Source organism: Gemmata sp., assembly GCF_051859125.1.
GTDB lineage: Bacteria > Planctomycetota > Planctomycetia > Gemmatales > Gemmataceae > Gemmata.
In genome coordinates this window covers 22,674-47,658 of sequence record NZ_JBHYGG010000256.1, presented here as the reverse complement: position 1 = coordinate 47,658, position 24,985 = coordinate 22,674, and the positions used below count along the sequence as shown (strand labels likewise).

Here is a 24,985-nt window from a genome sequence, read left to right as displayed (position 1 = left end):
GATCTGCGGGCCGTGGACGGGCCGGCCGACGCGCCGACCGCCCCGCCCGGCCCCGGCTCCGCCCGGCCCCGCCCCCGCGACCGCGGCCGCCCTGGACGTGCTGATCGACCGGCTCGTAGCCGAGTCCCCGGAGTGGCGCCGCGAGCACGTTCCAAGGCTCGCGACAGACCAGCCCGGAGGCACCGTGACCGTCGTGGTCGGGGCGGTCGTCGACGCACTGCTCCGGACCCGGGCCCCGCCCGTCGGGCCGCCCTGTCCGAGGTGCTGGTCGCGTTCGGTGCGGCCGCGGCCCGCGGGGTCACCGCGGCCCTGGCGGGCACCCGCTCGGGCCCGCGCCAGGCGGTGCTGGGCGGGGTGCTGGAGGGCATCGGGCCGGGGCTCGCCCCGGGCGAGCGGTCCCGGCTGGCCCTGGACCTGCACATCGCCGTGACCCGGGCGGCCGACCCGGCCGCGATCGAGGCCCTGGCCCGGGCGATCGCCGCGGTCCGCATCGCCGGCGAGACCGCCCCCCGGTGACGCTCCGGTCCGGAAGCGCGTGACCTCCCCGGCCGTGTCGTCGGCGGCCCGGGGGCGGGCCGCGGGGGCTCGCCGCTCAGGCGAGCGGGAAGTTCCGCGGGCCGCGGTGGGGGTCGCGGGGCCGCTCGAGGTGCGTGAACGCGCGACGCCACCGTGGTGAAGGCCGTGGGTATCGACCCGACCAAACAGAACTTGTCGAACGTGAGCCGGCCGATCCGCATCGCCGACCCCGCTGCCAAGCCGAAAATTCCTCCGGGTTGCGGGAAGACGCTGCCGGCGGCTCGCAGGTTCGGACTCGATCAGGTGTCCTCGGGCGGCCTGAGGGTCATCAGGAGCCACAGCGCCTGGAGCACCCCGAGCACGGGCACACCGAGCAGCAGAACCCCGCCGGCGAAGGACAGGTCGTCGGCCACCTGCGTAAAGACCGACCCGACGGAGGCGCTCTGCGCCAGGGCGTTCTGCCACCGGATCCCGAGGACGCCGACGGACACCGCAAGCCACCAGGTCACCAGCCGGCCTAGGGACGGCCACACGGTCACCGGAACCATCGCCCGGTACGGGTTCGGGCGTCCGTCGAGCACCGCGACGCACAACTTGACCGTGTAGGGCCAGGGGAGCGACAGCTTGTAGAAGTGCCCCGCGTACTCGGCGTGGTACTCGGAAACCGGCCCGGCCGCGACGCGGGTCGGGCTCACCTCGGTGTACAGGCCCGGGGCCGAGCTGATCTCGACCCGGGCCTCAAGGGTCGGTGGGGTCACGGTGACGATCAGCGTGCGCCCGGCACGGACGTGAACCCGGCCGCGGGCGATCCGCGGCGTGTTCCCGTTCCGCAACCTCAGGTACAGTCGGGCGGGTCCCCGGCGGCGGAGACTCGGCGGATCGTCGCACGCGGGGACCGCACCCTCACCGGCGGGCGCCGTCGGGGTCACGACTTGGCCCCCTTCGCCCCGCCCCCTTCGCGGGGCAGCCGCCACTGGTCCACCCACCCGAGCAACTCCTTCGACAGGTCCGCCAGGTAGTCCCGGAACACCTGCCCGGCCGTCGGGTCGGTCTCGGCGGCCGCCTTCAGCTCCTCGGTCGCCGTCTGTTGCCACGGGGTGAAGGCCAGCAGGGCGTGGAGGTGCCGCGGCTCGTACGCCTGGACCCGCACGTCCCGCTTCCTGCCCCGGGCGGCGTCGAACACCCGCTTCGTTTCGGCGCCGCTTAACACCGCCTCTCCCTCGGCCCGGAGCATGACCAGGGTGCGGATCGGGCACGGGTTGGCGTCAAAGAACTCGAGCCGCTGCCGCAGGTCCTGGGGCAAGCCCCGCCGCTGGCCGAGCCACGCGGCCACCCCGACCCCGGGCGCGTTCCGGCCCTCGGTCCGGACCACGCTGAGGTACCCGTACGCCCCGAGGGCCGTGTCGGTCACCAGTTCGACCCGGTGCCACGGCCCGGCCCCCGTCAGCTGGTTCTGGTGGAGGGCCTGGAGCCACCCGCCGAGCGCGTTCTGCACCTCGGGGATGAACGCGGCCCCGACGGTGACCTCCGACTCCAGGTACCGGGCGGCGGCGGCGACCTTCTCGCGCCACAAGTCCTCGAGACGCTTCCGAAAGTTGGGCGGGGAGACCACCAGTGGCGGGGTCGGTGCGCCCGGCTTCACGGGTAGAGGGTAGACGATCTCGTCGTACCGCTTCGCCAGGCCCCTGAGGAGCGTCCGAATGGTGCGCTCGCGTGCGAGTTGCTTGACGGCCCCGGCGTCGAACGGGAAGGTCGGGGGGAGGCCCGTCAGGTCCAGGTCCGGGAACTTGAGACGCAGGCGGCGCTGGACCACCTTCTCGATCAACTCCGGGGGCACCGAGTCGGGCATCCTCAGGTGCGCGCGGGCCGGGCGACCGGGGAGCGTGAACGGCTGCGTGAGCCGCTCCTTCACGAACGGCTCGGCCGCGTTGATGAGGTCGATCCAGAACGTCTCGTTGGCGAACACCAGCAGGCACACGCTCCGCAGCTCGTTGATGAACTTGGCCGTCGCGTCGGTGAAGAACTTGCGGTTCAGCCGCTCCTGCTCCTTGTCGGGGGCGTTGACGTAGTCCTCCAGCTGGTCGAACGCGATCACCACCGGGACGCCGAGTACCGCCAGCAACTCGAGCCACGTCTCCAGCATCCGCCGCCCGAGGTTGCCCGCGTTCTTCACGTTGGCCCGGGCGTCGTCGAAGCCGCCCATGTGCAGCTCCTCGAACGGCTCCCGGTCCCCGAGCAGCGCGACCCGGGCCAGCCGCTTGTACAGCTCCTTCCGGAGCCACCCGACCACGTCGTTGGACTCGGTCCGGTCGAGGTGGCGGGCGACCACGTCGTTGGCCGTCTCGGGCTTCACCCCCGCGCCCTCCACGGCGGAGCGGACCTGGGCGGCCGTCGGGTGCTTGGCATCGCACTGCCGGGCGACGTCGTCCACGGCGTCGATCCGCGCCTGGACCTTCGACGCCCCGAACCCGAGTGAGGAGAAGAACCCCCCGGACGGGACCAGCTCGGCCTTCTGGTGGGGCGCGAGCTGCCGGAGGGCCTCGCCGAGCAACCGGGCCGTGAGCCGCCCGGCGATGACGTTCAGCATCCGGCCGCCCTCGCCCTTCTGGGCGAGGAAGTGGTTGGCGATCTGCCAGAGCAGGTAGTCGGTGGCGTCCATCCCGGGCGAGAGCCGGTCCACGACCACGAGGAGCGTCTCCTCCCCGCGCTCGCCGGCCAGCTGCTTCAGCTCGTTGCGGAGCGAGTAGAAGAGGTGCGTCTTGCCCGCGCCGCGCTCCCCGAGGACCGGGAACACCTGGGTCGCGGGCCGGCCGTCGCGGTACGTCCCGATGACGTCGAGCAGCTCCTGGAGCTGGGCCTCGGCGAACTCGGGCACGCCCCCGAGCAGGCTCTCCTCGGCCGTGCCGACCGCCGCCACCTGGGCCGCGAACGGGTTGACCCCCTTGCGCACGGCGGCGAGGGCCGCGGCGAACACGGCGTCTTCGGTCGCGGCCCTGGGGGCGTCACTGGGCGGGCTGGACATGGTACATCACCGTGTGTGTGACGAAGAGCGCGAGTTCGGGCCGGGGCAACTCGTCGAGCATCCGGGGCCAGTCCTTGAGGCGGACCCGGCCCGCGTCGTCGAGCCCCCGGAGGGCGTCGTGGAACGCGCCGATCGTCAGGCCCGGGTGCCGCGCGCGGAGGTGGTCGTACAACTCGACGAAGCCGCACCCCACGGACCGCTCCCGCGCGACGGCGGTGACGAACGCGACAACCTCGTCGGGCAGGGAATCCCCGCCGACCACTTGGGGGGCGGCGGGTGGCGCGTCCGCGACGACCGGAACTCTGATGACGGTGGGTTCTGCCACGACCCGGTCGAGGGCGCTCCGGATGGCTGCGAGCAGCGGGGCGGGGTCAGCGGAGGAAGACCCTGTGGCTGTCGCCACCGCGGCGAGCACTTCGGCGCGCAGGTCGGCGACCGCGGACCGAAGCGCGGAGGCACAGGTCTCGGCCGCGCTGTCGATCGCTGCGGCCACGCCCTCCGCCGCGGCCGTGCTGAGGGCGCCGAGTCGCACCACCGAGCCCTGTAGGTCAGTCAGCGTCGATTGGATCTCGTCGCCCCCGCCGCCGAGGGCGGCTTTGCGCGCGCCGGACTCGGTGATGACCCCGTACGCGACCGCGGCCTTCTTCCGCCCCTTCGCGGCGGGCGGGGCGACCTCACGCTTGACGAGGTAGCCCGCGGCAACGGCCTGCTCCGCGGCCGCCGCATCGCCCTTCGTGAACAGAGCCCTCCCCTTGGCTCCCACGAGAGGGAGCAGTGCGGGGAGGCTCTGCATGGCAGCCCGGAGCCCTGCGGCCAAGGGGTCGGTTGCTGATTTCACCTTCGCCACGACTCGACCTTTCGCGAACGGGACGCCGGGCGGGATCTGGTGCGGTTGACGGGAGCGATTGTCGGGCGCTGGTTCGCTCGCCGCAAGAGGCGGGACACGATTTGAACATTTGGCGACCCGGCAGGTCGGGCGGTCACGCCCGACACGGGTCAGATGACCTCGCCGACGAGGCTCGGCATCCACTCGGCCCGGGTCATGACCCGGTAGTACCGCGTGGCCGGCTCGGTCACCAGGAACACGACCGGACAGCCCGTGCGGTCGTGAACGAGGACGCCCTGCACGCCCTGCTTGACCCGGTACCAGACGCCGTTGGCGTACCCGTACGTCGCCGGCACGAGCACTGGCTCGGGGGACAGCGCCGACCACTTGCCCTCCTCCACCGGCTCCTTCCACGTCCACTCGGTCGGGGGGAGCTTCCGCTCGGCCCGGTCCCGGTTCCCCCACCGGACCACCCGGAGCCGCCCGTCCCACCCACACCGGGAGCACGGTCGGGCTCGCCTGCCAGTAGAACCGGACCTCGCGCTCGCCGCCGCGGTCGTGGACCCGGTCCCCCAGCCCGTGCTGCTCGAGGAGCGCGAGCGGGAGGTCACTGGTGGAGAGGGCGATCGCGGAACACACGGCCGAGCCCCCCACCCCACCTCAGAAGCACACCTTGCCCCGCACGTCGCAGATGTCGAAGTTGTTCGCCGGGCCCGCGTACACGGCCGGCAGGTACAGGGTCGCCGCGCTCCGCAGCGTGAACCGCCCGTACCGCTCGTTGACCGCGGCCTTCGCCCGCGCGACCGCCTCCCGCTTCGGGTCCGGCGGGTCGAATAGGCTCAGCTGGAACCCCCGCGCCCGACGCAACTTCGGGGCGACGACGTGCATGTGCGTGGCCGGCTGGTCGGGCCGGTACGCCCGCCGCAGTGCCGAGCGGGCCGCGTCCAGCAGCTCGTCGAGCCGGTCGGACGGGACCGGCAGCTTGCACAGGCCGGCCGTGGACGCGCCGTCCTTCCAGCTCAAGTGGACGCCCAGCGCGTCGGTGCGGACGTGGTGGAAGTGCAGCTCCTCGATGAGCCGCTCGGTGTGCCGCACGCACCACGCCCACAGCACCGCCGGGTCCTCGACGTTCCCCATGAGGCTCCCGCCGCGGGCCAACACCTGATGCGGGTACCGCTCGGGCCGGATCGGCGTGACCGGGTGCCCGTTCAACTCCAACCACAGTTCGTAGCCGGTCTTGGTCAGCAACTGCTTGATGAGTCTCCCGTCGGCCAAGCGCGAAGTCGAGGCAGGTGCGGATGCCGTACGGAGCGAGCCGGGCCGCCCGCCGCTGGGCGGCCCGGTGGCAATGCCGTGGCCAGCGCTGGCAAGACGGTGGTCTTGCCTCCTCCTCGTGGCCTGTCGCAGAGGGAGATTCGTCCTCCCAAACCACGCCTGGGGCGTTGTCGGCCACTTGGGCGCGGAGTTTGCTAGGCGGTGTCCACGCGCTTCGCTCCCTGTTTCGTCCTCCTTACGGACGCGGCCCGTTTCCCAGCACCGCGGAGACCACGATGGACCGCCCGGTTCGCCACGCCTTCACGCTGATCGAGTTGCTGGTCGTGATCGCGATCATCGCGATCCTGCTCGGGCTCCTGCTCCCGGCGGTCCAGAAGGTCCGCGCTGCCGCCGCCCGGACGCAGTGCGCCAACAACATGAAGCAGGTCGCGCTGGCGATCCACACGCACCACGATGCGAACAACCAGTTCGTCTACAGCCGCATCACGTCCGCGGCGGCGGCCCAGGGACACATGCCCCAGCTCCTGCCCTTCTTGGAGCAGGGAAACGTGGTGTTCACCTTCACCAAGTCGTTCGCCGATCCCGCCAACCAGGCCGCCGCGAACACGCCGCTCAAGGTGGCCCGGTGCCCCGCGTCGCCCGTCGCCCCGCTGATGAAACTGCGAAAGTCGGGTTCGACCGGGACGAGTTACGGGAAGTACTACACCGCGACAGGTGACACCACCGATCCGAACGACCCGACGATCATGACCGGGTACTCGAACGACTACTGGGTCTGCCACGCCCTGAACTCCCAGTACGCGACCCCGTCCACCGGCGCGAAGGACACCGTCCTCGGGGGTGGCGCGAGTGTCGACCGGCGCATGGTTACCGTTACGGACGGGCTGTCGAACACGATCATCCTGTTCGAGCACGCCGGCTACCCCGACCACTACGTCGGAACGAAGAAGCTCCCCGACACGGACTTCACGATGGACCAGCCGGGGTGGTGGGGGGCGTGGGTGGGGATCTGCTCGTTCACCCTCCAGGGGTACGGCGCGCAGTACACGCAGCCCGCGAACTACGTCACCGTCGCGAACGGCGGGACGCACCCGAACGGGTCCACGCCCGCCGGCTGGGATTGTGCGGTCAACTGCAACAACTCGCAGGGACTCTATGGGTTCCACGACAACACCGCCGGGGTCGCGATGTGCGACGGGAGCGTCCGCTACCTGACGACCTCGCTCCCGGTGACCACCTTGTTCGCGATGGCGACGAAGAACGGCGGGGAAGTGATCGCCGGCGACTGACGGCGGCCCAGACAATCACCGACCGCGGAGTGGGGTGGATGTTGAAAATCGTCAGGCCGGTCGGCCTCTGGGTAGTCGGCGCGGCCCTCGCCGGGGCCGCCGGCTGCGGCCCACCGCCGCCCGAGGACCCGTGGCACCCGGTGTCCGGGACGTTGAAAGTCGACGGGGTTCCGCCCGAGGGTGCCACGATCCGGTTTCACTCCCTCACCGACCTGAACAAGGTGAACCGCCCGTCGGTCGCGCAAGTCGCGGCGGACGGCACCTTCGCGATGTCCGTCCAGGGAACCGGCGAGTACGCGGTCACGGTGTTCTGGCCGGAGACGGTCCCGACCAGGCCCGGCGAAGAGAAAATTGAAGGCGGCGATCGGCTCAAGGGCAGGTACGATCGGGTCGAGACTCCCGCGGCGAAGGTGAACGTCGCCGCGGGGGACAATAAGGTCCCGCCCATTAACTTGAAGCGAAAGTAGAAGGGGAGCCATGCGAACCGACTCGTTCTCGCGCACCGGGGCGGCCAGGACCGAACTCCTGGTCGCCGCCGGCCTCGCGGCCCTGATGGCCGGGCTCGTGCTGCCGAAGGTGCAGGCGGCCCGGGCGGACGCGGCGCGCGAACAGTGCCGGAACAACCTCCGCACCATCGGCCAGGGGTGCCTGGGGTACGAGAAGGTCAACGGCGGGTTCCCGCCGCGCCGCACCGGGTTCAACGACGGCGCGCCGTACGGCGGTTGGGGCACGCAGATTCTCCCGCACATCAACGAGCCCGAACTCGCGAAGAAGTACAACTTCAAACTCGACTGCTTCGACCCGGGCAACAAGCCCGTGGTCGAGACGCAGGTGAAGGCGTTCTTATGCCCCGCGTCGCCCCCGAACCGGACGACCCCGATCCAGTCCCAGGCCAGCGCGAAGGCCGACAACCCCAACAAGGACACACCGTTCAAGGTCGAGGGCGGGGTGAACGATTACATCACCTCGAACGGGGTCCGCGCGCCGGCGGCCGGGTACGGGCTGAACGCGACCGTGGCCGACGCGATGGGGGGGAACCAGCGGCAAGCGATGACCGACAACGTCCCCATGCCGCTCACGAAGATCTCCGACGGGCTGAGTTGCACGCTGCTCGTCGCCGAGCAGGCGGGCCGGCCCCAACTCTGGCAGGCCGGCAAGCGGCGCGACGGGGACGGGGCGCAGTTCGGCATGGCCGCGAACGCCCGGGGCATGTGGGCCGGGTGGGGCTCGATCGTGTTCGGGCCGACCGGGGCCGACGGCGGCCCGCCCTGCGGCGACCGCACGGACACCTCCGTCAACGGCAACAACCAGAGCGGCGTGTACGCCTTCCACGCCGCCGGTGCGCACGTCCTCCTCTGCGACGGCTCGGTCCGGTTCTGCGGCAAGAACCTCGACCCGCTGACCCTGATCTACCTCGTCAACCGCGACGACGGGCACCTGATCGGGCCGAACGACTATTGATCCCGTCCCCCTCGAATCATCCGCAGGGACAGCTACCCCATGAGACTGCTCCGAACCCTGTTGCTCGCAGCCGCGGCTGCGGCCCCGTCGGTCGCCTGCGCCGCCGAGTCGGCCGACCCCGCCAAGCTCGCCGCGGTGATCGACTCCCGGCTCGAGGCCGGGTGGAAGAAGGCCGGGGCGAAGCCGGCCGCGGTCGCGGACGACGCGACGTTCCTCCGCCGCGCGTCGCTCGACCTCGTCGGCCGCGTGCCCACGGTCGCCGAGACCCGCGCGTTCCTGGCCGACGCCTCGCCCGACAAGCGAACGAAGCTCGTCAACCGCCTCATCGACTCGGGCGGGTACACGCGGCACATGGCGACGTTCTGGCGGCGCACGATGGTACCGCAGGCCGACACGTCCGAGTTCGCGCGGCTCGCCGACGACTTCGAGGCGTGGGTGGCCGTGCGGGTGCAGGAGAACGTGCCGTACGACCGCGTCGTCCGCGAACTGCTCACCCTCAAGGCGACCGCAACCCCGCCGCGGGGCGCGGTCAGCCCGGTGTCGTTCTTCCTCGCCAGCGAGAACAAGCCCGAGAACCTCGCGGCCAACGCCACCCGGTCGTTCCTCGGGGTGAACCTGGACTGCGCCCAGTGCCACGACCACCCCTTCGCCCGGTGGACCCGGGACCAGTTCTGGCAGACCGCCGCGTTCTTCGCCCCGCCCCAGAACAAGGACGGGGTGGCGGCACGGCCCGAGTTACCGGTCCCGAACACGAAGCGGGTGCTCGGGGCCGAACTGCTCGACGGCACCGCCCCGAAGTGGCCCGCGGCGGTCGCACCCGAGACCGGCCGTGAGCTGCTCGCGGCGTGGCTCACCGGCAGGGACAACCCGTACTTCGCCCGCAACGCGGTGAACCGGATGTGGGCACAGGTGTACGGCACGGCCCTGGTCGAGCCGCTCGACGACCTGAGCGGCGAGAGCGGCAGCACCGGGCCGCACGCGGACCTGCTCAAGGAACTGGCCGACGCCTTCGTCGCCAGCGGGTACGACACCAAGTTCCTTACCCGGGCGCTGGTGCAGACGAAGGCGTACCAGCTCTCGGCGACGCTCCCCGAGGGTGGGGCGACCGACTCGCGGCTGTTCGCCCGGATGCCGGTCCGCGGGCTCACCGGCGAGCAACTCTACGACAGCCTCCGCACCGCGGCCGGGCTCCCGCCCGAGCGCGACGACACCGGCCGCGGGCTCGGGCTGGAGGCCCGCAAGCGGTTCGCGGCGCAGTTCCACGTCGAGCGGGCCGTGACCGCCGAGCGGTCCATCGTGCAGGCGCTGTCGCTGATGAACGGGCGGCTCACGAGCGAGTTGACCGACCCGGCCAAGAACCCGACCCTCGCGGGGGCCGCCGACGCGCCGTTCCTCGACACCCGCGGCAAGGTCGAGACCCTGTTCCTGGCCGTGCTGGGCCGCAAGCCGACCGCCAAGGAGGCCGACGCGCTCGTCAAGTACGTCGACGCCGGCGGCACCGAGGGTGACCCGCGCCGCGCCTTGGGCGACGTGTTCTGGGCACTCGTCAACAGCACCGAGTTCAACACGAACCACTGACCCGAGTGCGGAGCGCGGAGTTCGGAGTGCGGAATGAAACCCGCTCCGACCCGCCCCGCTCGCCACTGAATCATTTCACCTGGGGGACGTTCATGTCTTCACTCCGCACTCCGCACTCCGCACTCCGCACTTCCCGAAGAGACTGGCTGCGGCTGTCGGCGGTCGGTGCCGTCGGCGCGTCGCGGTCGGGCTGGATGGGCGCGCTGGCCGTCGACGCGGCCAGGAGCCCGAAGCGGCACAAGTCCGTGATCCTGCTGTGGCTCGCCGGCGGCCCGGCGACCATCGACATGTGGGACCTCAAGCCCGGCCACGCCAACGGCGGCCCGTTCAAGGAGATCGAGACCGCCGCGCCCGGGGTGCGGATCAGCGAGCACTTCCCGAAGCTCGCCAGGCAGATGAAGGACGTGGCGCTCGTCCGCTCGATGGGCACGAAGGAGGGCGATCACCAGCGGGCCACCCTCGTGGGCCTCACGGGGTACGCGCCGGTCGGCGCGATCCAGTTCCCGGCCATCGGCTCGCTCGTGTCGCACGAGCTGTCCGACCCGGACGCGGACCTGCCCGGATTCGTGAGCATCGGGGGCCGCGAGGGCTCCATCGGCGGCGGGTTCCTCGGGCCGAAGTACTCGCCGCTCGTTGTGGGCGGGGGCGGCCGGGCGAACGGCGGGGGGGGTGACGGGGGCGGCGACCTGAAGGTGCCCGACCTCCAGCGGCCGGGCGGCGTGAGCGAGGCGAACCAGTCGAAGCGGCTCGACCTGCTCGCCGGGTTGGAAAAGGACTTCACCCCGGGCCGCGGAGCGCCGGTCGCCGAGACCCTCAGGGCCGCGACCGACCGGGCCGTGCGGCTCATGCGGCCCGAGGCCGCGGCCGCGTTCCGCCACGAAGACGAGAAGGCCGAGTTGCGCGACCAGTACGGCCGCGGCACGTTCGGTCAGGGGTGCCTCCTGGCCCGCCGGCTCGTCGAGCGCGGCGTCGCGTTCGTCGAGGTGACCCTCGGCGGGTGGGACACGCACAACAACAACTTCACCTCCGTCGAGCGGCTCAGCGGGACGCTCGACCAGGGGTTCTCGGCCCTGCTGGCCGACCTCAAGGACCGCGGGCTCCTCGACGACACGCTGATCGTGTGCCACGGGGAGTTCGGCCGGACCCCGAAGATCAACGGCACCCAGGGCCGGGACCACTGGCCGGCGACGTGGTCCGCGGTGCTCGCGGGCGGCGGCATCAAGGGCGGCCAGGCGGTCGGCAAGACGACCGCTGACGGCATGGCCGTGGACGGCGAGCCGACCCGCACCCCGGACCTGATCGCTACCGTGGTGAAGGCCGTGGGTATCGACCCGACCAAACAGAACTTGTCGAACGTGAGCCGGCCGATCCGCATCGCCGACCCCGCTGCCAAGCCGATCAAGGAGGTCCTGTGACCCGCATGCTCTTCGGTTCGCTCCTGATCGGCGGCGCGGCCGCCCTGGCCCCCGCAGCGGACCCGACCGCGCCCGCCGCGCCGCTCGAACTGGTCCTCACCGGCGACAAGCTGGCCCGCGTCGAACTCCGCGTGGAGGTGGACGGCAGGCCCGTCGCCGCGGTGTGGGACGAGACGTTCGCGAAGCTGTTCGCGTTCCTCGATCGCAACTCCGACGGCGCGCTCGACGCGAAGGAGGCAGCGGCGGCTCCGTCGGCGCTCGCGCTGCGGCAGGCGCTCGGCAACGGGTTCGCGCCGCCCACCGGCGCGGCCCCGGAGTTCGCGGCCCTCGTCGCCGACGCCGACGGCAAGGTCACCGAGAAGGAGTTCGCCGCGTTCTACCGCCGGGCGGGGCTCGGCAACGCGCTGGTCGGCGCCGGCCGACTCCCCGCCAGCGCCGACCTCACCGCCGCGCTGCTCAAGCACCTCGACGCCGACGCCGACGGCAAGGTCACCGAGAAGGAGCTGAGGGCCGCGGCCGACGCACTGAGGCCGCTCGACAAGAACGACGACGAGTTGATCGGGGCCGGCGAACTGGTGCCGAAGGTGCTGTACCCCGGGGCGGCGGGGACGACGCTCCTCGCCGCCCCGACCGCCGAGCCGCTCCCGGACGTGCTCGCGAAGCTCCCGCTCGTCCTGCTCCCGGCCGACGCGCGGGACACGCACTGGGCCGCCCAGGTGGTGAAGCGCCGGGCGAAGGATTCGCCCGACACCCGGTCGGCCGCGGACCTCGCCGCGTGGCGCGCACGGGAGCCCGACGCCCGCGTGGTCGTGAAGCTCGGCGGCAAGCCCGGCCCGACTGATACGTTCGCGGTCGCCGCCGGCACCGTCCGGGTCGAGGGCTGGGTCGCCGAGGGGAAGGTGACCGAGGCGTTCGCGGCCGCCCGCGGCCAGTTCCGGGCGCAGCTCGCCGCCCCGGACGCGCCGGAGCCGAAGGCGCCGGCCCCGAAGGGCGGGCGGCGGACCGGCGGCCTCGCGTGGCTTGTGCCCGCCGCCGACCGCGACGGCGACGGCACGCTCAGCGCCAAGGAACTCGACGCCTGGCTCGCGGTGCAGGAGCACCTCGCCCGCGGGCAGGTGCTCCTGAGCGTGCTCGACGCGGGGAACGGGCTGTTCGAGCTGCTCGACACGAACCACGACGGGGCGCTGTCGCCCCGCGAACTCCGCGGCGCCGCGGACCGACTCAAGGAGGTCGGGTGCCTGCGGGACGGGGTGCTCGACACGGCGAGGATTCCGCACCTCGTCCTGATCGCGGCGAGCCGCGGGTACCCGGTGGCGTTCGGGACCGACCTGCGGGGCGGAGCGGCGTGGTTCAGGGCGATGGACCGCAACGGGGACGGCGACGTGTCCCGCCGCGAGTTCACCGGCCCGGCCGACGTGTTCGACCGGCTCGACCTCGACCGGGACGGGCTCCTCGGCCCCGCCGAGGCCGACAAGGCGGAGGTCAAGAGGTAGGCCCGCTCGGCCGAGGTCGTCAGTCGTTGGCGGGCCGCCCGGGGGCCGGGCACGCTCCGGGCACCCCGCCCGAGGTCAGCCGCTGCGACGTGAGCGGACGATCACGACGGCCGCGGCCACCTCCGCTTCCGGGGCGGGGGCCACCGGTTCCCGGCGATCCGCCGCAGGTCCGCAACCAGCACCCGCGATGCTTCGACGACGCCACCGACCAGCGCGGCTCGGTCGCCGAACCGCTCCTCGACTCACCACTCGGCCGGGCCGTTGTTGAGGACCGGGACCGCGGACATCCCGAACGGCAGCACCGACGCCCCGGACATCGGCACCCGCCGGCCGCCGAGCCGCAGCCGGGACTCCAGCCGCCAGGCCGCTGCGAGCCGCTCGCCGGCGAACGTGAGGCCTGGCGCGTCGGTGACGGTCACCCGCTCCACCGGCCAACCCGCGATGCCCACCCGAACGGCCGCCGGGTCGTATCGTTCACGGTGTTGAACACGGCATCGAGCGGCTGGCCACGTGCCACGGTTTTCACCCACCCGATCGGCGTCTCGGTCACCGCGTTCAGGCTCGTAACGGACCGCTGGGCTTCAGTTGCCCCCGGTGATCGCCAGGCCGTTTTTGCCGCCGGCCCGCTCGCCGGGCTTGAGCTTGATGACCAGCAACACCGTCGTCGTGAACCGGGCGAGTTCCGGCACCCCGCCGGCAGTCACCCAGGCGTACCGGTCTCCCCACCGCCCGACGTAGCAGGCGTCCTTGGGCACGTCCTTCTTGCACCCGACCCGGTACCACCCCGGCGGCGGCACGTCGGTCAACATCACGTCCAGCGGCACCCGGCGGTTCGCGTCGTTGCTACCCGACTCGCCGCCGGATGGGGTCGAGCCGCCCCCGCCGGTCGAGGTCGTGCCGCCGGACGAGTCTCTCCCCGACTTGCCCTTCTGCGGCTCCGAAGGCGGGTTTCTACGGAGGTAGGCGATGGAGTTCGGTGGCGGCATCGGGGTTGTTCCGAGGGCCACCCGGTACAGGCATTGGAGGTCGTACAGCCGCTCCGGGTCGGTGGTGGCGTCGGTCCCCCACTGCTCGGTCACTTGTCGCTGCCCGGACGGGCCGAACCGGTCGATCCCGAAGTCACCGCCCAGGGCGCTGAACCCGCCCCCCTGCCCGAACCCGGCCCGGTCGTTGATCTGCACCACCCCGTCGGCCAGGTGGACGTGGTTCGGCAGTCCCTCGGGCTGGCAGGACATAAGGGCCAAGTTGGACAGGACGCTCTGATATTGGATGTCCATCACCGTTGTGGTGGTCCGCACGGTGTTCCGGGTCAGGCTGTGGTGGGTGCAACCGCCCGCCCCGATCAGGGCGAATAATGCCGCCGACCGAAGTACGCGGTGAACTCGCACGGAGCATCCCTCACGCCGATCTCGGTGCGACGCGTCCTGTATCGGATTAATCGGTCGTGCGGGTACCGTGGGTTGACCCGTTAACTTGAGAAATCGCGACGTTGCGTCACGTGCCGCAGGCCACCCGGTTCGCCGTCCCGCGACCGCGACGTTCAGCCCGAATCGCCCAGGCCGGCGAGCAGGTAGACCGCCACCGACAGGCGGAGCGTTCCGAGCAACCCGGCGGTGGCGACCGCGAGCGACAGCCGGCGGAACCGGAGGGGTCGCTCCCGCTCCAGTCGCCGCACCGTCCGCCGGTGACCCACGGCGGCACCCAGGCTGACCGCCACCCCGAACACCATCAACGCCGTCCCGGACTGGCGGTGCGGCGGCAACCCCCGGACGTGGGCGATCTCCCGCAGGAACAGCCCGAACTTAGCGACCACGAACCCGAACCCCGTCATCGCCAGCCCGGTCCGCACCCACGCCAGGAGGGGCCGCTCGGCGGCGAAGTACATCTCGGAGGCGAAGTACATCCCCGGGTTGCCGGGGATGCCCGGCTCGGCTTCAGGTGACTTCGGCTTCGCCGTCCGCATCGCCCAGCAGGTCGCGGACGTACAGCGTCCGCACCAGCACGAGGGCGACCAGCGTCAGCGGGGTCGCCAGGGCCACCCCGATCCCGCCGACGAACGACCCGAGCATCAGTTGGGTGGTGATCGTCAGGGCGGCGGGTAGGGCGACCACCGACTGCTGGATGACCGGGGTGAGGACGTAGCTCTCGACGGCCTGGATGGCGGTGAACAGGACGACCACCCACACCGCAGTTGTCGGGCTGTCCAGCAGGCCGATCAGCACCGCCGGGACCGCCGAGATGATCGGCCCGAAGTTCGGGACGAAGGTGAGCAGGGCGGCAATCACTGCCAGCGTCAGGGCGAACGGCAAGCCGAGCACCAGGAGCACGAGCCACACCAGCGCCCCGACGAACACCATCGCCACCAGCTTGCCCATTAGCCACCACCGCAACGCCGTCCCGATCTTCCCCATGACCTCCCTGGCCCGATCCCGGTTGTGGAGCGGCACCAGCCGGGTGATCCCGTCGAAGTACATCCGGGGCTGAACGGCCAGGTAGAGGCCGATGAAGAACACCACGAACACCGCCCCCGCCGCGTTCAGGGCGGTCGAGAAGACGCCGGTGATCCGGACGAGCAGGTCACGCCGCCGGGGCATCAGGTCGTTCGGCTCCGGGGCGTTTTCCAGCACCCACCGGCCCGTCTCGTACTTCTTCGTCTCGGCGGTCAGCCGGTCGAGGGACTTCGGCAGGGTCCGCCGCAACTCGTCGCCCTGCTCTGTCACCTGCGGGACCAGGAACCAGCCGACGCCGACCACGACACCGACGACCACCAGTACCGCCGCGGCGAGGGCCGGCTTGTCCCCCATCCGGGTGTGCCGCTTCACGAAGTCGGTGACGGTGCGGAGTAGGATGGCGAACAGCAGCCCTGCAAACGCCAGCATGAGCACGTCGAAGGCGTATCCGGCCCCGACGACGAGCACGACGAACAGGAGGCCGACACCCGTCACGACTGCGGCCTGCACGGCGAGGTCCGGCAGGCCGCCCGGATCGGAGTCGGCCCTCGGGTCGTTCATCGCCGTGTCCCTCGTCCTGAGTTGGAGTCCCCGAGGCGCACGCAAATTTCGTACCGCCGCGGAAGCCGTCCGCACACGCCCCCGGGAAAACCTCCACACCATGAGTCATACCGAATCTCGTGGATCGGTTGCGTCCGGTTGGTCCGTATCAGCCGCGAACTCCGGGGTTTGCATGCGAAGCTACCGAAACTGATCGACGAGATTCGGTATCACTTCCGGCCTGGCGATCGCGAATCAGTGGGAGATACCTCGCTCCGCCCTCACTCCGGCACGCGACGTGTTTCGCCAGGCCGTTACCCAGGTTCACCACCTCGGGCACGTCGATGCCGGTGTCGAGCATGTCCACGGAGATGGCGATGTGTGGTGCCTTGTCCTTCTGCGAGAAGTCGTCGATCAGGCTCTGGGCGTACTCTGTCTGGAACGTGACGACCCGCGCGATCTGCCCCTTCAGGTGCGGGTAGGTCAGGTGCGGGTAGGTCACGTCGAACCGCTCGGCGATGTACTTCGCGTGCTTCTCGTTCTTCGCGAAGATGATCGTCTTGCCGAGGCGGTCGTCCTCCCCGAACTTCTCGCCACGCGCGCGTCCTGAAACTGCTCTACTTGCCTCTACCAACGCTTCCCGGCCGAGGCTCGGGAGGCCCGGTTCTTGTCCAGAATGGCCACAAGGATCAGGGCGAACGCGGCGAACCGGACCCAGTACCGCTCCTCCCGGACGTCCAGGGGCGCGATGAGCGCCAGGTGGAGCCGGTTCACCGACATCAGAACAAATGCCACGGCGAAGAACGCGAAGAGGCGGTCCCCGGTGTCGCGCCAGAAGCGAAGGAAGAACAGGGCGGCGACGCCGAAGACCATCGCGATCGCCCCCGACATGACCTGGTCCATCGCCGCCCCCGTTCGATTCGAGGACCCGCCCGTCCCCCCGGCGCGCCCGTTAGCGCCGCGGCGTGTCCCAGACGAGGCCGTACACGAGTACGGTACCGCCGGCCAGCGCCAGTGACCGCCGGACGAGTACAAGGTCGGCGTCCGGGAAGATTATGCGGTCCGCGAACAAGGTCACGGTCTCGGCGAACAGCGCCAGGAAACACACCGCGCACCACAGGAGCAGTCGCGTCCGGGTCCGCAGGAAGCCCCGCAGGAGCAAGAGACCACAGGTCAGGGCGGTCGCGGCGCACAAGAGGTAGACGGCCCCTTCCATCAGTTGCCTTCCTGTCGCAGTCGGAATGCGTTTGCCAGCGCCCGCACCGGGTCGGCGCGACGGGCGTCCACCAGCCTGATCATGCTGACCGGACGCTCGTTATATAGTTTGAGCAGACGGTGTAGCAGTGCCGCGAGCTCTGGGGTCGCGGGGGCGTACCGGCACACGACCCCCTGCTCGCGGGCGTCCGTGCGCACGAGCCCCCGCGCGCCGAGGGCGGTGAGGTGCGCGGACGTCGCGTGCGGCTCGGCCTGAATGTACCCGGCGAGAGCGGCCGCGGTCCACTCCTGGCTCTGGTCCTTCGCGAGAACGCGGAGGATCTCCAGTTGGTCGACCGACTCGACGTGCGAGTCGAGGAACCGGGCGATGTCGTCGGGAAACGGCTCCACTTCCCGGACCCTCACCCGGTTGAAGATGATGGCGGTGCCTCTGTTACGGCCGTGCGGGCGGGGTGGCGGGGGCGGGCCGCGGGTCGGGGAGCTTCGGCGGGGCCGCGGGCGCGCCCGGAACGGCCGGCACGTCCACCGGGTTCGGGACCGCGCAGTTGAGCCCGCCGAGGGCCGGCTGGCCGATCGCCGTGTACAGCCGGAACTGCGACCGGTTGAACTCCACGACCTGCTGGAGGTACTGGACCCGGGCGGCGCTCAGCGCCTGGACCGCGGTGAGCGGCTCCAGCGCGTCGAACTGGGCCTTCGCGCCGACCACGCCGAACGAGGCCTCCCGGAACTTCCGGTACATCTCCTGCGCCTGCCGCACCGCCTCCTGCGCCGGTTCCAGCGTCTCGAACCGGGCGGCGGACGTATGCGCGGCCTCGACGACCTGGGACGACACCAGCGCCTCCGTCTCCCGCAGGCGGAAGACAGCGGCGTCCTGACCCGCCCGGCGGCCGCGGACCGTCGCCGCGTTCCCGAGCCCGAAGTTCTCGAAGTTCCAGACCAGCGCGACGCCGGTGTTGTACTGGCTCTGCAACGGGCTGAAGTCGTTCCCCCGGCCCCCGCTGAGGCCCCCGAAGATGAACTCGCCCTGGACCCGCGGCAGGAGCGGGGCCACCTTCGCCTGGCGGACCAGGGCGTCCGCCGCCGCCACCCCGGCCTGCGCCACGACGACTTCGGGTCGGGCCATGAGAGCGGTCTGCACCAACTGTTCCAGCGTGTACTCGCCCGGCACCAGCAGCACCGGGACGACGGCGACCTCGAACGGCGTCAGTTCGACCGTCGGATCGAGGAGCAACAGGCGGGCCAAGCGGGCCGCCGCGGCGTCCGTGCGGCCCCGCAGCACAATGCCCTCCTCGCGGCGCAAGTTCACCTCGGTCGCGGCGCGGTTCACGTCCGCCGCGGTCTTGTTCAGCCCGGCCTTTGCGCCGAGCTGTGCGGCCCGGTAGATCTGTTCGGTGCGGTCCAGAATGTCGGCGTTGATCGCCATCAGGCCGTGCAGTTCCACGAGGTCGAGGTACGCGACGGCTACGTCGAGCTGGATGTTGTTCGCGGTCGCGCGGGCGTGCGAGTCCGCGGCGCGGACGTGCTGGCGGGCGACGAGCGGGAGGTACAGCGCGTCGGACACGTCCACCCGCACCGTGGGGCCGACCCCGAGGGTGTAGTTGCCGCGGGCGACGGTGAAGATGTCGCCGCGGCGGTTCTGGTCGACCCCGTCGTGGTAGAAGAACGTCGGGCCGAACGACAGGTTCGGGATCCAGGCGACCCGCGCGCGGTCGAGCTGCGCGACGGCCTCACGGGCCCGCGCGCGGGCGACCCCCACGGTCGGGTTGCTGGCGTCGGCGAGCCGCAGGGCGGTCGGCAGGTCGATCGGGTACGTCGCGGGCCGCGGAGCGGGCGGAGCGGGCCGCGCCGGAGCCGACGGCTGAGGGGTCGCCGGGGCGTACATGCGGGGCGCCGGGGCGGGCGGCTCGGCCCGCGAAGGGGCGGCGACCGCGAGCGAGAGGCCCATGCCGAGTGCCGTTCGCACGCACCACCCGCGGCAGTCGTTATGGGAAATCATCGCGTCTCCTTGCGTCATGAACCCGACCCGCGCGTCCCGCGCGGGGTGAGCCGCTCACCACTTTTCGGCCACAGGGGCGACCCTGCGTCCCTCGCCCACTTCCAACTGCCGCGTGGCCACGACGACCTCGGTGCCGGTCAGTTCCTGGAGCAGTTGCTGGCCGCCCGACGAGGCCACCAGGGCCACCTTCACCAGTCGCCCGTCGTTCATCTGCACCACCACCGGCACCTGCCGCGTGACCCCGTTCTCGACGACGAGGATGTAGGACTGCCCGGCCCGGCCGTAGACGGCCCCGGAGGGGAGCAGGTGCGAGTCGCCGAACTTTTCCAGGTCCAGCCGCACGGTCGCGGTCGTCCCCGCGACGATCCGGCGGTAGTGCCCGTCGCGGCCCCAGTCCGGGGTCAGCGCGTCGCCCTCGTGCCAGCCCTTGTGTTCGGCCTTGCTCCGGATGAGGCCGGCCCCGGCCGCGACGACCGCGGCCGCCGTGTCGAGCGGGATCAGCGGCGCGATCGAGCCCTTCGCCGCGGACCGGGCGAGCATGGCCCGGTACTCGGCCTGGGTGCCGTTGTACACGTCCACCTCGACCCGCATGGTCTGGTCGGCCGGGTCGATCACGTGACTGTACCGCGTGATCCGGCCGCGGACGGTGACCCCCGGGAGCTGGGCGAACTCGACGAGCGCCTCGGTGTCCCAGGAGACGAACGGGGCGGCGCTGTCGGGCACCTTCGCAACCACGGTGACGAGGTCGGTCCGGGCCACGGTCACGAGCGCCTCGGCCGACCCGCTCGCGCCGCCGAACACGAACCGCCCGGGGTCGGTGCTCCGGGCCACGACCACCCCGTCGAACGGGGCGTAGAGCCGGGTGTACCCGAGCTGGACGAGCGCGGCGTCGCGGTCCCGCTGGGCCACGGCGACGAGCGCCTGCTTGAGCTCTATATCGGCGGCCGACTTTTCCAGACTTGCGGCCTTTCCGGCCTGTTCCACCCGCGCCTTCTCGACGTCCACCTCGGAAATCTCAAACGCGCGGTCGGCGGCCTGGTGCTCCAGCGTCGCCGCGTCCACCCGGGCCCGCACGGCCGCGTCCCCCTTGAACAGGATCGCCCACTGGTCCAGTTCGAGCTTGCGGGCGGTGCGGAGGTCCCGGGCGCGGGTGACCTCGATCGCCTTGAACTTGACCGCGACCGCGGCGGCGTCGGCCGCGGACCGGGCGACGGCCAGGTCGGCGCGGGCGGCCGCGAGTTCCTTCTCCCGCTGGTGGATGAGGGCGTCCTTCTGCTCCACCGCCTGCGTGAGGTCGGGGACGTCGATCTCCGCGAGCACCTCGCCGGCCCGGACCGCGTCCCCGATGTCCTTGGTGACGCTCCGGACCACCCCGGACACGCGCGCCCGCAGCCCGGCCTGGAAGTACGGCTCGATCACCGCCACCCGGCGGATGGTGATGCGGAAGTTCGGGTCCCGCTTCGGCCCGACGACCTTCACTTGGAGCGGCCCGGAGTCGCGGGGCTCGTCCAGCCCCGTGGCCCTCGGGTCGCCGGCGACGGTGGGGTTGGGGAGGAACCCCATCAGGAGCGCGGCCGCGGCCCCGCCCCCGGCGAGTGCGCCGAGGACGAGGAGCCCGCCCACGAGCTGCCGCCTCGTGCGGCCGGAGGCGCGGTGCGCGGGCCGCCCGTGCAACTGGACCGGGCCGCCCGCGGTCGGTTCGGTGGGCCGTTCGGTATCGGGAGAGTCGCTCATCGCATCGGCTCCGTGTCGTCCGTTCGCGGCTGGGTTCAGCCCCGGACCGGGTCAGCGTTCGGGTGGTCGGTGGGGTGGCCGTCGTGGTGCCCGCGGGGGTGGCGCTTGTCCCGAATCAGGAGCGTGTACAGAATCGGTACGACGAAGAGTGTCAGGACCGTGGACGACACCAGCCCGCCCACGACGGCCCGCGCCAGCGGCGTCAGCGCCTCGCTCCCGCGGCCCAGCCCGATCGCCATCGGGAGCAGGTCTAGGAACGTCGCCAGGAACGTCATCAGGATGGGCTTGAAGCGGATCACCGCGGACTCGACCATCGCCTCGTGGACCGTCCGCCCCTGCTTGCGGAGCTGGTTCGCGAAGTCCATCAGCAGCACGCCCTGCGAGACGATGATCCCCACCAGGAAGATCACGCCCATCTCGGACTGCACGTTCAGGGTGCTCCCGGTCGCCCACAGGATCACCAGCACCCCGATCAGCCCGAGGGGGACCGTCGCCATGATGATGAGGGGCATGACGAACGACCGCATGAGCGGGACCATGAGGAGGTACACCAGCACCGACGCCAGCGCCAGCCCGACGGCCAGGCTGTCGAACGACTCCCGCATCCGGGCGTACTCGCCGCGGAGTTCGGCCTTCATCCCCTTGGGCAGGTCCAGCCCCTTGAGCCGCTTACTGATGTCGGCCGCGACGCTCCCGATGTCGCGGTTCTCCGTGTTCACCTGCACGTCGACCACCCGCTTCAACCCGTCGTGGTTGAACTCGACCGGCTGGGCGGTGGTGCGGACCGTGACGAGCGTGGCGAGTTGGACCGGGTGCCTCTGGTTGGTCCCGGTCGCCGTCATGTTCTGCAGGTCCTCGATCTTGAAGTACGGGTTGTCCGGGTACTGGACGGCGATGAAGTACTGGTTCCCGCTCTTCGGGTCGATCCAGAAGTTCCGGGTCAGCGCGATGCTGGAGTTCATGGCGGTCACGACCTGGAGCACGACGTCCTTCGCCGACAGGCCGACGGCCTGGGCCTTCTCCCGGTTCACCTCCAGAACGAGGTAGGGCGAGTCGTTCCGCTGGAGGACCCGCACGTCGGCCGCGCCCGGCACGCCGGCCACCAGGCCCTTGATCTTCGCGGCGGCCTCGAACTTCTCCTCGGGCGTGCCGCCGGTGATCTGGATGTCGATGGGCGACGACGCCCCGAAGTTCAGGGCCGCTGACACCATCCCGCCGGTGTCGAAGCTGAACTCGAGGTCGGCGAACCGCGGGTCGGCCGCGAGCTTCTTGCGGAGGAGCACGGCGTACTGCTGGGCCGACCTGGTCCGCTCGGGCGCCAACTGGAGGCGGATCACGGAGTCCTGCTGGCCCGCGTTCGCGGAGTACGCGGCCGACCAGTCGTTGTTCAGCCCGAGTTCGGACACGACCATCTGCAGCTCGTTCCCCGGGATGCCGCCGAGGTCCGGCCTCTCCGGGTCGAGGAGCAGCGCGGCCTCCACGTCGATGATCCGCCGCTCGGTCGCGTCGAGCCGCATGTTCGACGGCCCGCGGACCTGGATCGTGATCTGCCCGGCGTCCACGGCCGGGAAGAACTCCTGGCCGATGAACTTCGCCAGCCCGAGCGACGCGACGAACAGCAGCCCGACCCCGAGTAGCACGGGGATCCGGTGTCGCAGCGCGACCGCGAGCAGGCCCGCGTAGCACCGGCCGACGAAGTTGATCCCGCCGTTGATCACCCCGTAGGCCCGCGTGAAGAACCCGCGGGCGCGCTCCGGGGGGCTGTGCCCGCCGGGGTTGTGGCTCCCGTGCCCGTGGCCCGTCAGCAGCCTCGAGCACAGGGCCGGCACGAACGTCCACGACAGGATGAATGACGCGAGCATGGCGAAGGCCACGGCCATCGTCAGCGGCTTGAAGAGGAACCCGCTGACGCCCGGCGTCAGGGCCACCGGGCACAGGACGATGATGAGCGCGAGCGTGGCGACGATCACCGGCATCGTCAGCTCGGTCGTCGCGTCGGACGCCGCCTGGTGCGGGGTCTTGCCCATCTCCAGGTGGCGGTGCGTGTTCTCCAGCACCACGATCGCGTTGTCGACGAGCGGGCCGATCGCAAGGAACAGCCCGCCGAGGGTCATCACGTTGATCGTCTGCCCGGTCGTCTGGAGGCCGATGACCGCCCCCAGGATCGCCAGCGGCAGCGACAGCGACGCGATCAGCGTCATCTTCCAGTTGCCCAGGAAGATGAGGATCATCAGTGAGACCAGGATGGCCCCGATGATCCCCTCGTGGATCAGGCTCTCGATGGCCTTGCGGACGTACTCCGACTGGTCGATGACGAAGGCGAGCTTGCTCCCCTCGGGCAGCTCCGCCTCCATCTGGGGCACCGCCGCCCGCACCCCGTCGGCCACGGCCAGGCTGCTCGACCCGGACTGCCGGTAGATCGGGACGAACACCTGCTGGTTGCCGTTCACCCGGACGCGGGACTTCTGGATGACCGCGTCGTCGACGGCCACCCCGACGTCGCGGAGCAGGATCTGCCGGCCGGCGTCGAACGTGACGGGCATGTCGTTCAACTCGTCGACGGTGCGGACCATCATGTTGGTGTCGAGGGAGACCTGGTTCTCGCCGAAGTACGCGGTCCCCGGGGAGACCATCGCGTTCCCGCGGTCGAGGGCGGCCACCACGTCCACCGCGGAGAGGTTCCGGGACTCCAGCTTCTTCGGGTCCAGGTAGATCATGATGCGGCGGTCCTTGCCGCCGACGACCACCGGCGCGACGACGCCGCTGATCGCGCCGAGCCGGTTGCGGACCTCGACGCGGGCGAGGTCCTTCACCTCCTGTTCGGCCATCTTCGGGTTGCTGACCGTGAGGATGCCGAGGGGCAGCGTGCCGGTCGGGTCGAACGGCAGTACGACGGGCGGGAGCGTGTTGGTGGGGAGGTACGCCTGGGCGCCGCCGGCGAGGGAGTTGGTCAGCGTCAGTGCGGCCGTCGGGTCAGTGTCCTCGCGGAAGTAGAGCTTCACGACGCTGACGCCGGACACGGACCGGCTCTCGACGTTCGCCACGCCCGGGGCCTGGTTCACCCACCGCTCGATGCGGTCGGTCAGCGTCCGCTCAACGGACCGCGCGGGCATGCCGTTGAAGTAGGTCAGAACCTGGACAGCGGGCACCTTGAACGCGGGGAGAATGTCGACCGGAATCGAGACGATCGCGAGCGCCCCGAGGACCGTCATAAAGAGGGCAAAGACGATCACCCCGTGGATGTTGCCGAGGGCGAGTTTAACCAGTCCCATGTCGCGTCCCGGATGGTGCGTGCGGTTGGAAACGCAGAGTCTACCTGAACAATACCCGGTCACAGTGGATCCGATCGTGGTCAATAACTGAACACGCGAGGCCACTATTGTGAGGAAGACACAGGTTGTGCAAAATACCGCACACAGCGTGCCGCTCGCGTTGCAAGGCATTCATCGCGGTAGCAACGTCGGCGCGGGCAACTTGCCCGCACGGTAGCCAAGTCGAGAATGTCGGTGAACACTCGACTTCCAAAGCGGGGTGGGAGTGGCTCATCACGTGATCAACTTACCCGTCCGACCGGGGCGTCGTGAGGGCGGGCGGCAGCACCACGATGACCTGCGCGACCGAGGCAACACCCGTGTGGTAGGCCCCCTTGCGGACCTCCCGGTCCAACTCGCGGGCGTGGACGAGGTCCAACCCGGCGAGTTCGCCGGTCAGGTCGTCGAGCGACAGCAAAAGGTCGGGGTCTTGCGGGTCGGCGGTGCCGCGGCCGATCTGTTTCGGGGTGTACGCCTCTTGCACGAGGACACCGCCCGGCCGCAGGCCACGGACGGCCGCCGCGTAGAGAGCCCCTGCCCCGACGGGACAGGTGGCAGAAGACCGACACAATGCCGGACCACGCCGCCGGCTCAATCGGATAGTTCGCCAGGTCGGCGCAGACCGTTTCGATCGTCACGCCGCGGTCGGCGGCCAGCCGCTTCGCCTTGGCGAGGCCGACCTCCGACTGATTGACCGCGGCGACTCGGTGGCCGAGGCATGCGAAGTACGCTGCGTTGCGCCCCTCGCCTTCGCCGAGGGACAACACCGAGCCGGACGGAATCCGTCCGGCCACGAAAGCCAAGAACCCGTTGAGCTTCGTGCCGTACGCAAAAATGTGCTGAGAATAGCGATCGTCCCACATC

At 71.0% G+C, this 24,985-nt stretch carries 23 protein-coding genes and 2 pseudogenes; 7 read left to right on the top strand and 18 right to left on the bottom strand.

The annotated features are described in order from the left end of the window. Positions 1-261 precede the first annotated feature (261 nt). Entirely contained in the window at positions 262-516 is a 255-nt protein-coding gene (locus ACTIGN_RS23445) for a hypothetical protein (RefSeq protein ID WP_439628374.1), read from the top strand. A gap of 299 nt (positions 517-815) precedes the next feature. Here ACTIGN_RS23445 and ACTIGN_RS23440 read toward each other — a convergent pair whose 3' ends face one another. The 5 genes from ACTIGN_RS23440 to ACTIGN_RS23420 all read right to left on the bottom strand — a co-directional run bounded on the left by ACTIGN_RS23440 (position 816) and on the right by ACTIGN_RS23420 (position 5,639). Beyond that, entirely contained in the window at positions 816-1,445 is a 630-nt protein-coding gene (locus ACTIGN_RS23440; RefSeq protein WP_439628372.1) for a hypothetical protein, read from the bottom strand. Continuing rightward, on the bottom strand, positions 1,442-3,538 hold the full coding sequence (locus ACTIGN_RS23435) for a hypothetical protein (RefSeq protein WP_439628370.1): 2,097 nt from the start codon (positions 3,536-3,538) through the stop codon (positions 1,442-1,444). The genes ACTIGN_RS23440 and ACTIGN_RS23435 overlap by 4 nt, the downstream gene beginning before the upstream one ends. Continuing rightward, a complete protein-coding gene (locus tag ACTIGN_RS23430; protein ID WP_439628368.1) occupies positions 3,519-4,331 on the bottom strand; it encodes a hypothetical protein in 813 nt (270 codons plus the stop codon). The genes ACTIGN_RS23435 and ACTIGN_RS23430 overlap by 20 nt, the downstream gene beginning before the upstream one ends. 203 nt (positions 4,332-4,534) lie before the next feature. Next, a complete protein-coding gene (locus ACTIGN_RS23425; RefSeq protein ID WP_439628367.1) occupies positions 4,535-4,837 on the bottom strand; it encodes a hypothetical protein in 303 nt (100 codons plus the stop codon). A 187-nt stretch (positions 4,838-5,024) separates the two neighbouring features. Then, positions 5,025-5,639 (bottom strand): DinB/UmuC family translesion DNA polymerase, encoded by a 615-nt coding sequence (locus ACTIGN_RS23420; RefSeq protein WP_439628366.1) that lies wholly within the window; start codon positions 5,637-5,639, stop codon positions 5,025-5,027. A gap of 275 nt (positions 5,640-5,914) precedes the next feature. On the opposite strand from ACTIGN_RS23420, the gene ACTIGN_RS23415 reads away from it, so the two are divergent. From ACTIGN_RS23415 to ACTIGN_RS23390, 6 genes are all read left to right on the top strand, one after another. Continuing rightward, on the top strand, positions 5,915-6,928 hold the full coding sequence (locus ACTIGN_RS23415; RefSeq protein ID WP_439628364.1) for a DUF1559 family PulG-like putative transporter: 1,014 nt from the start codon (positions 5,915-5,917) through the stop codon (positions 6,926-6,928). Between the two features lie 38 nt (positions 6,929-6,966). Beyond that, on the top strand, positions 6,967-7,395 hold the full coding sequence (locus tag ACTIGN_RS23410) for a hypothetical protein (protein ID WP_439628362.1): 429 nt from the start codon (positions 6,967-6,969) through the stop codon (positions 7,393-7,395). Between the two features lie 10 nt (positions 7,396-7,405). Next, on the top strand, positions 7,406-8,389 hold the full coding sequence (locus ACTIGN_RS23405) for a DUF1559 family PulG-like putative transporter (protein ID WP_439628360.1): 984 nt from the start codon (positions 7,406-7,408) through the stop codon (positions 8,387-8,389). 39 nt (positions 8,390-8,428) lie between these two features. Next, positions 8,429-9,967 carry a DUF1549 and DUF1553 domain-containing protein gene (locus ACTIGN_RS23400; RefSeq protein ID WP_439628358.1) on the top strand — a complete coding sequence of 513 codons (1,539 nt, stop codon included), beginning with the start codon at positions 8,429-8,431 and terminating at the stop codon, positions 9,965-9,967. Positions 9,968-10,059: 92 nt separating this feature from the next. Further along, positions 10,060-11,382 carry a DUF1501 domain-containing protein gene (locus ACTIGN_RS23395; RefSeq protein ID WP_439628356.1) on the top strand — a complete coding sequence of 441 codons (1,323 nt, stop codon included), beginning with the start codon at positions 10,060-10,062 and terminating at the stop codon, positions 11,380-11,382. Between the two features lie 5 nt (positions 11,383-11,387). Continuing rightward, complete coding sequence (locus ACTIGN_RS23390; RefSeq protein ID WP_439628378.1) at positions 11,388-12,875, top strand: hypothetical protein; 1,488 nt, start codon at positions 11,388-11,390, stop codon at positions 12,873-12,875. 242 nt (positions 12,876-13,117) lie between these two features. Here the strand turns inward: ACTIGN_RS23390 and ACTIGN_RS23385 are convergent, their stop codons facing one another. From ACTIGN_RS23385 to ACTIGN_RS23325, 13 genes and pseudogenes are all read right to left on the bottom strand, one after another. Then, on the bottom strand, positions 13,118-13,294 hold the full coding sequence (locus tag ACTIGN_RS23385) for a hypothetical protein (RefSeq protein ID WP_439628354.1): 177 nt from the start codon (positions 13,292-13,294) through the stop codon (positions 13,118-13,120). Positions 13,295-13,456: 162 nt separating this feature from the next. Next, positions 13,457-14,110 carry a hypothetical protein gene (locus ACTIGN_RS23380; RefSeq protein ID WP_439628352.1) on the bottom strand — a complete coding sequence of 218 codons (654 nt, stop codon included), beginning with the start codon at positions 14,108-14,110 and terminating at the stop codon, positions 13,457-13,459. 305 nt (positions 14,111-14,415) lie between these two features. Then, positions 14,416-14,838 (bottom strand): YidH family protein, encoded by a 423-nt coding sequence (locus tag ACTIGN_RS23375; protein ID WP_439628350.1) that lies wholly within the window; start codon positions 14,836-14,838, stop codon positions 14,416-14,418. Further along, the gene (locus tag ACTIGN_RS23370; RefSeq protein WP_439628348.1) at positions 14,810-15,886 is read right to left on the bottom strand and encodes an AI-2E family transporter; all 1,077 of its coding nucleotides are present in this window, start codon (positions 15,884-15,886) and stop codon (positions 14,810-14,812) included. The genes ACTIGN_RS23375 and ACTIGN_RS23370 overlap by 29 nt, the downstream gene beginning before the upstream one ends. 298 nt (positions 15,887-16,184) lie before the next feature. After that, positions 16,185-16,460 (bottom strand): annotated as a pseudogene (locus tag ACTIGN_RS23365) (hypothetical protein); the annotation flags it as partial. Between the two features lie 32 nt (positions 16,461-16,492). Then, positions 16,493-16,768 (bottom strand): DUF5985 family protein, encoded by a 276-nt coding sequence (locus ACTIGN_RS23360; RefSeq protein ID WP_439628346.1) that lies wholly within the window; start codon positions 16,766-16,768, stop codon positions 16,493-16,495. Between the two features lie 49 nt (positions 16,769-16,817). Next, on the bottom strand, positions 16,818-17,081 hold the full coding sequence (locus ACTIGN_RS23355) for a DUF5985 family protein (protein ID WP_439628344.1): 264 nt from the start codon (positions 17,079-17,081) through the stop codon (positions 16,818-16,820). Beyond that, a complete protein-coding gene (locus ACTIGN_RS23350; protein ID WP_439628342.1) occupies positions 17,081-17,470 on the bottom strand; it encodes a hypothetical protein in 390 nt (129 codons plus the stop codon). The genes ACTIGN_RS23355 and ACTIGN_RS23350 overlap by 1 nt, the downstream gene beginning before the upstream one ends. Before the next feature lie 43 nt (positions 17,471-17,513). Then, positions 17,514-19,076, bottom strand: a complete 1,563-nt coding sequence (locus ACTIGN_RS23345) for a TolC family protein (protein ID WP_439628340.1) — start codon at positions 19,074-19,076, stop codon at positions 17,514-17,516. Between the two features lie 54 nt (positions 19,077-19,130). Then, positions 19,131-20,810, bottom strand: coding sequence for an efflux RND transporter periplasmic adaptor subunit (locus ACTIGN_RS23340; RefSeq protein ID WP_439628338.1), 1,680 nt, complete (start codon positions 20,808-20,810; stop codon positions 19,131-19,133). 35 nt (positions 20,811-20,845) lie between these two features. Further along, positions 20,846-24,082, bottom strand: a complete 3,237-nt coding sequence (locus ACTIGN_RS23335; protein ID WP_439628336.1) for an efflux RND transporter permease subunit — start codon at positions 24,080-24,082, stop codon at positions 20,846-20,848. Between the two features lie 286 nt (positions 24,083-24,368). Then, positions 24,369-24,605 (bottom strand): hypothetical protein, encoded by a 237-nt coding sequence (locus ACTIGN_RS23330; RefSeq protein ID WP_439628380.1) that lies wholly within the window; start codon positions 24,603-24,605, stop codon positions 24,369-24,371. Positions 24,606-24,726: 121 nt separating this feature from the next. Beyond that, positions 24,727-24,984: pseudogene (locus ACTIGN_RS23325) on the bottom strand (class I SAM-dependent methyltransferase); the annotation flags it as partial. Between the last annotated feature and the right edge of the window lies 1 nt (position 24,985).

Bases quoted from the DNA above. Each gene is read 5' to 3' on its own strand.
- ACTIGN_RS23435 (WP_439628370.1), bottom strand. From the start codon at position 3,538: ATGTCCAGCCCGCCCAGTGACGCCCCCAGGGCCGCGACCGAAGACGCC.
- ACTIGN_RS23430 (WP_439628368.1), bottom strand. From the start codon at position 4,331: ATGCAGAGCCTCCCCGCACTGCTCCCTCTCGTGGGAGCCAAGGGGAGG.
- ACTIGN_RS23415 (WP_439628364.1), top strand. From the start codon at position 5,915: ATGGACCGCCCGGTTCGCCACGCCTTCACGCTGATCGAGTTGCTGGTC.
- ACTIGN_RS23410 (WP_439628362.1), top strand. From the start codon at position 6,967: ATGTTGAAAATCGTCAGGCCGGTCGGCCTCTGGGTAGTCGGCGCGGCC.
- ACTIGN_RS23405 (WP_439628360.1), top strand. From the start codon at position 7,406: ATGCGAACCGACTCGTTCTCGCGCACCGGGGCGGCCAGGACCGAACTC.
- ACTIGN_RS23400 (WP_439628358.1), top strand. From the start codon at position 8,429: ATGAGACTGCTCCGAACCCTGTTGCTCGCAGCCGCGGCTGCGGCCCCG.
- ACTIGN_RS23395 (WP_439628356.1), top strand. From the start codon at position 10,060: ATGTCTTCACTCCGCACTCCGCACTCCGCACTCCGCACTTCCCGAAGA.
- ACTIGN_RS23390 (WP_439628378.1), top strand. From the start codon at position 11,388: ATGCTCTTCGGTTCGCTCCTGATCGGCGGCGCGGCCGCCCTGGCCCCC.
- ACTIGN_RS23380 (WP_439628352.1), bottom strand. From the start codon at position 14,110: ATGTCCTGCCAGCCCGAGGGACTGCCGAACCACGTCCACCTGGCCGAC.
- ACTIGN_RS23375 (WP_439628350.1), bottom strand. From the start codon at position 14,838: ATGCGGACGGCGAAGCCGAAGTCACCTGAAGCCGAGCCGGGCATCCCC.
- ACTIGN_RS23370 (WP_439628348.1), bottom strand. From the start codon at position 15,886: ATGAACGACCCGAGGGCCGACTCCGATCCGGGCGGCCTGCCGGACCTC.
- ACTIGN_RS23360 (WP_439628346.1), bottom strand. From the start codon at position 16,768: ATGGACCAGGTCATGTCGGGGGCGATCGCGATGGTCTTCGGCGTCGCC.
- ACTIGN_RS23355 (WP_439628344.1), bottom strand. From the start codon at position 17,081: ATGGAAGGGGCCGTCTACCTCTTGTGCGCCGCGACCGCCCTGACCTGT.
- ACTIGN_RS23345 (WP_439628340.1), bottom strand. From the start codon at position 19,076: ATGATTTCCCATAACGACTGCCGCGGGTGGTGCGTGCGAACGGCACTC.
- ACTIGN_RS23340 (WP_439628338.1), bottom strand. From the start codon at position 20,810: ATGAGCGACTCTCCCGATACCGAACGGCCCACCGAACCGACCGCGGGC.
- ACTIGN_RS23335 (WP_439628336.1), bottom strand. From the start codon at position 24,082: ATGGGACTGGTTAAACTCGCCCTCGGCAACATCCACGGGGTGATCGTC.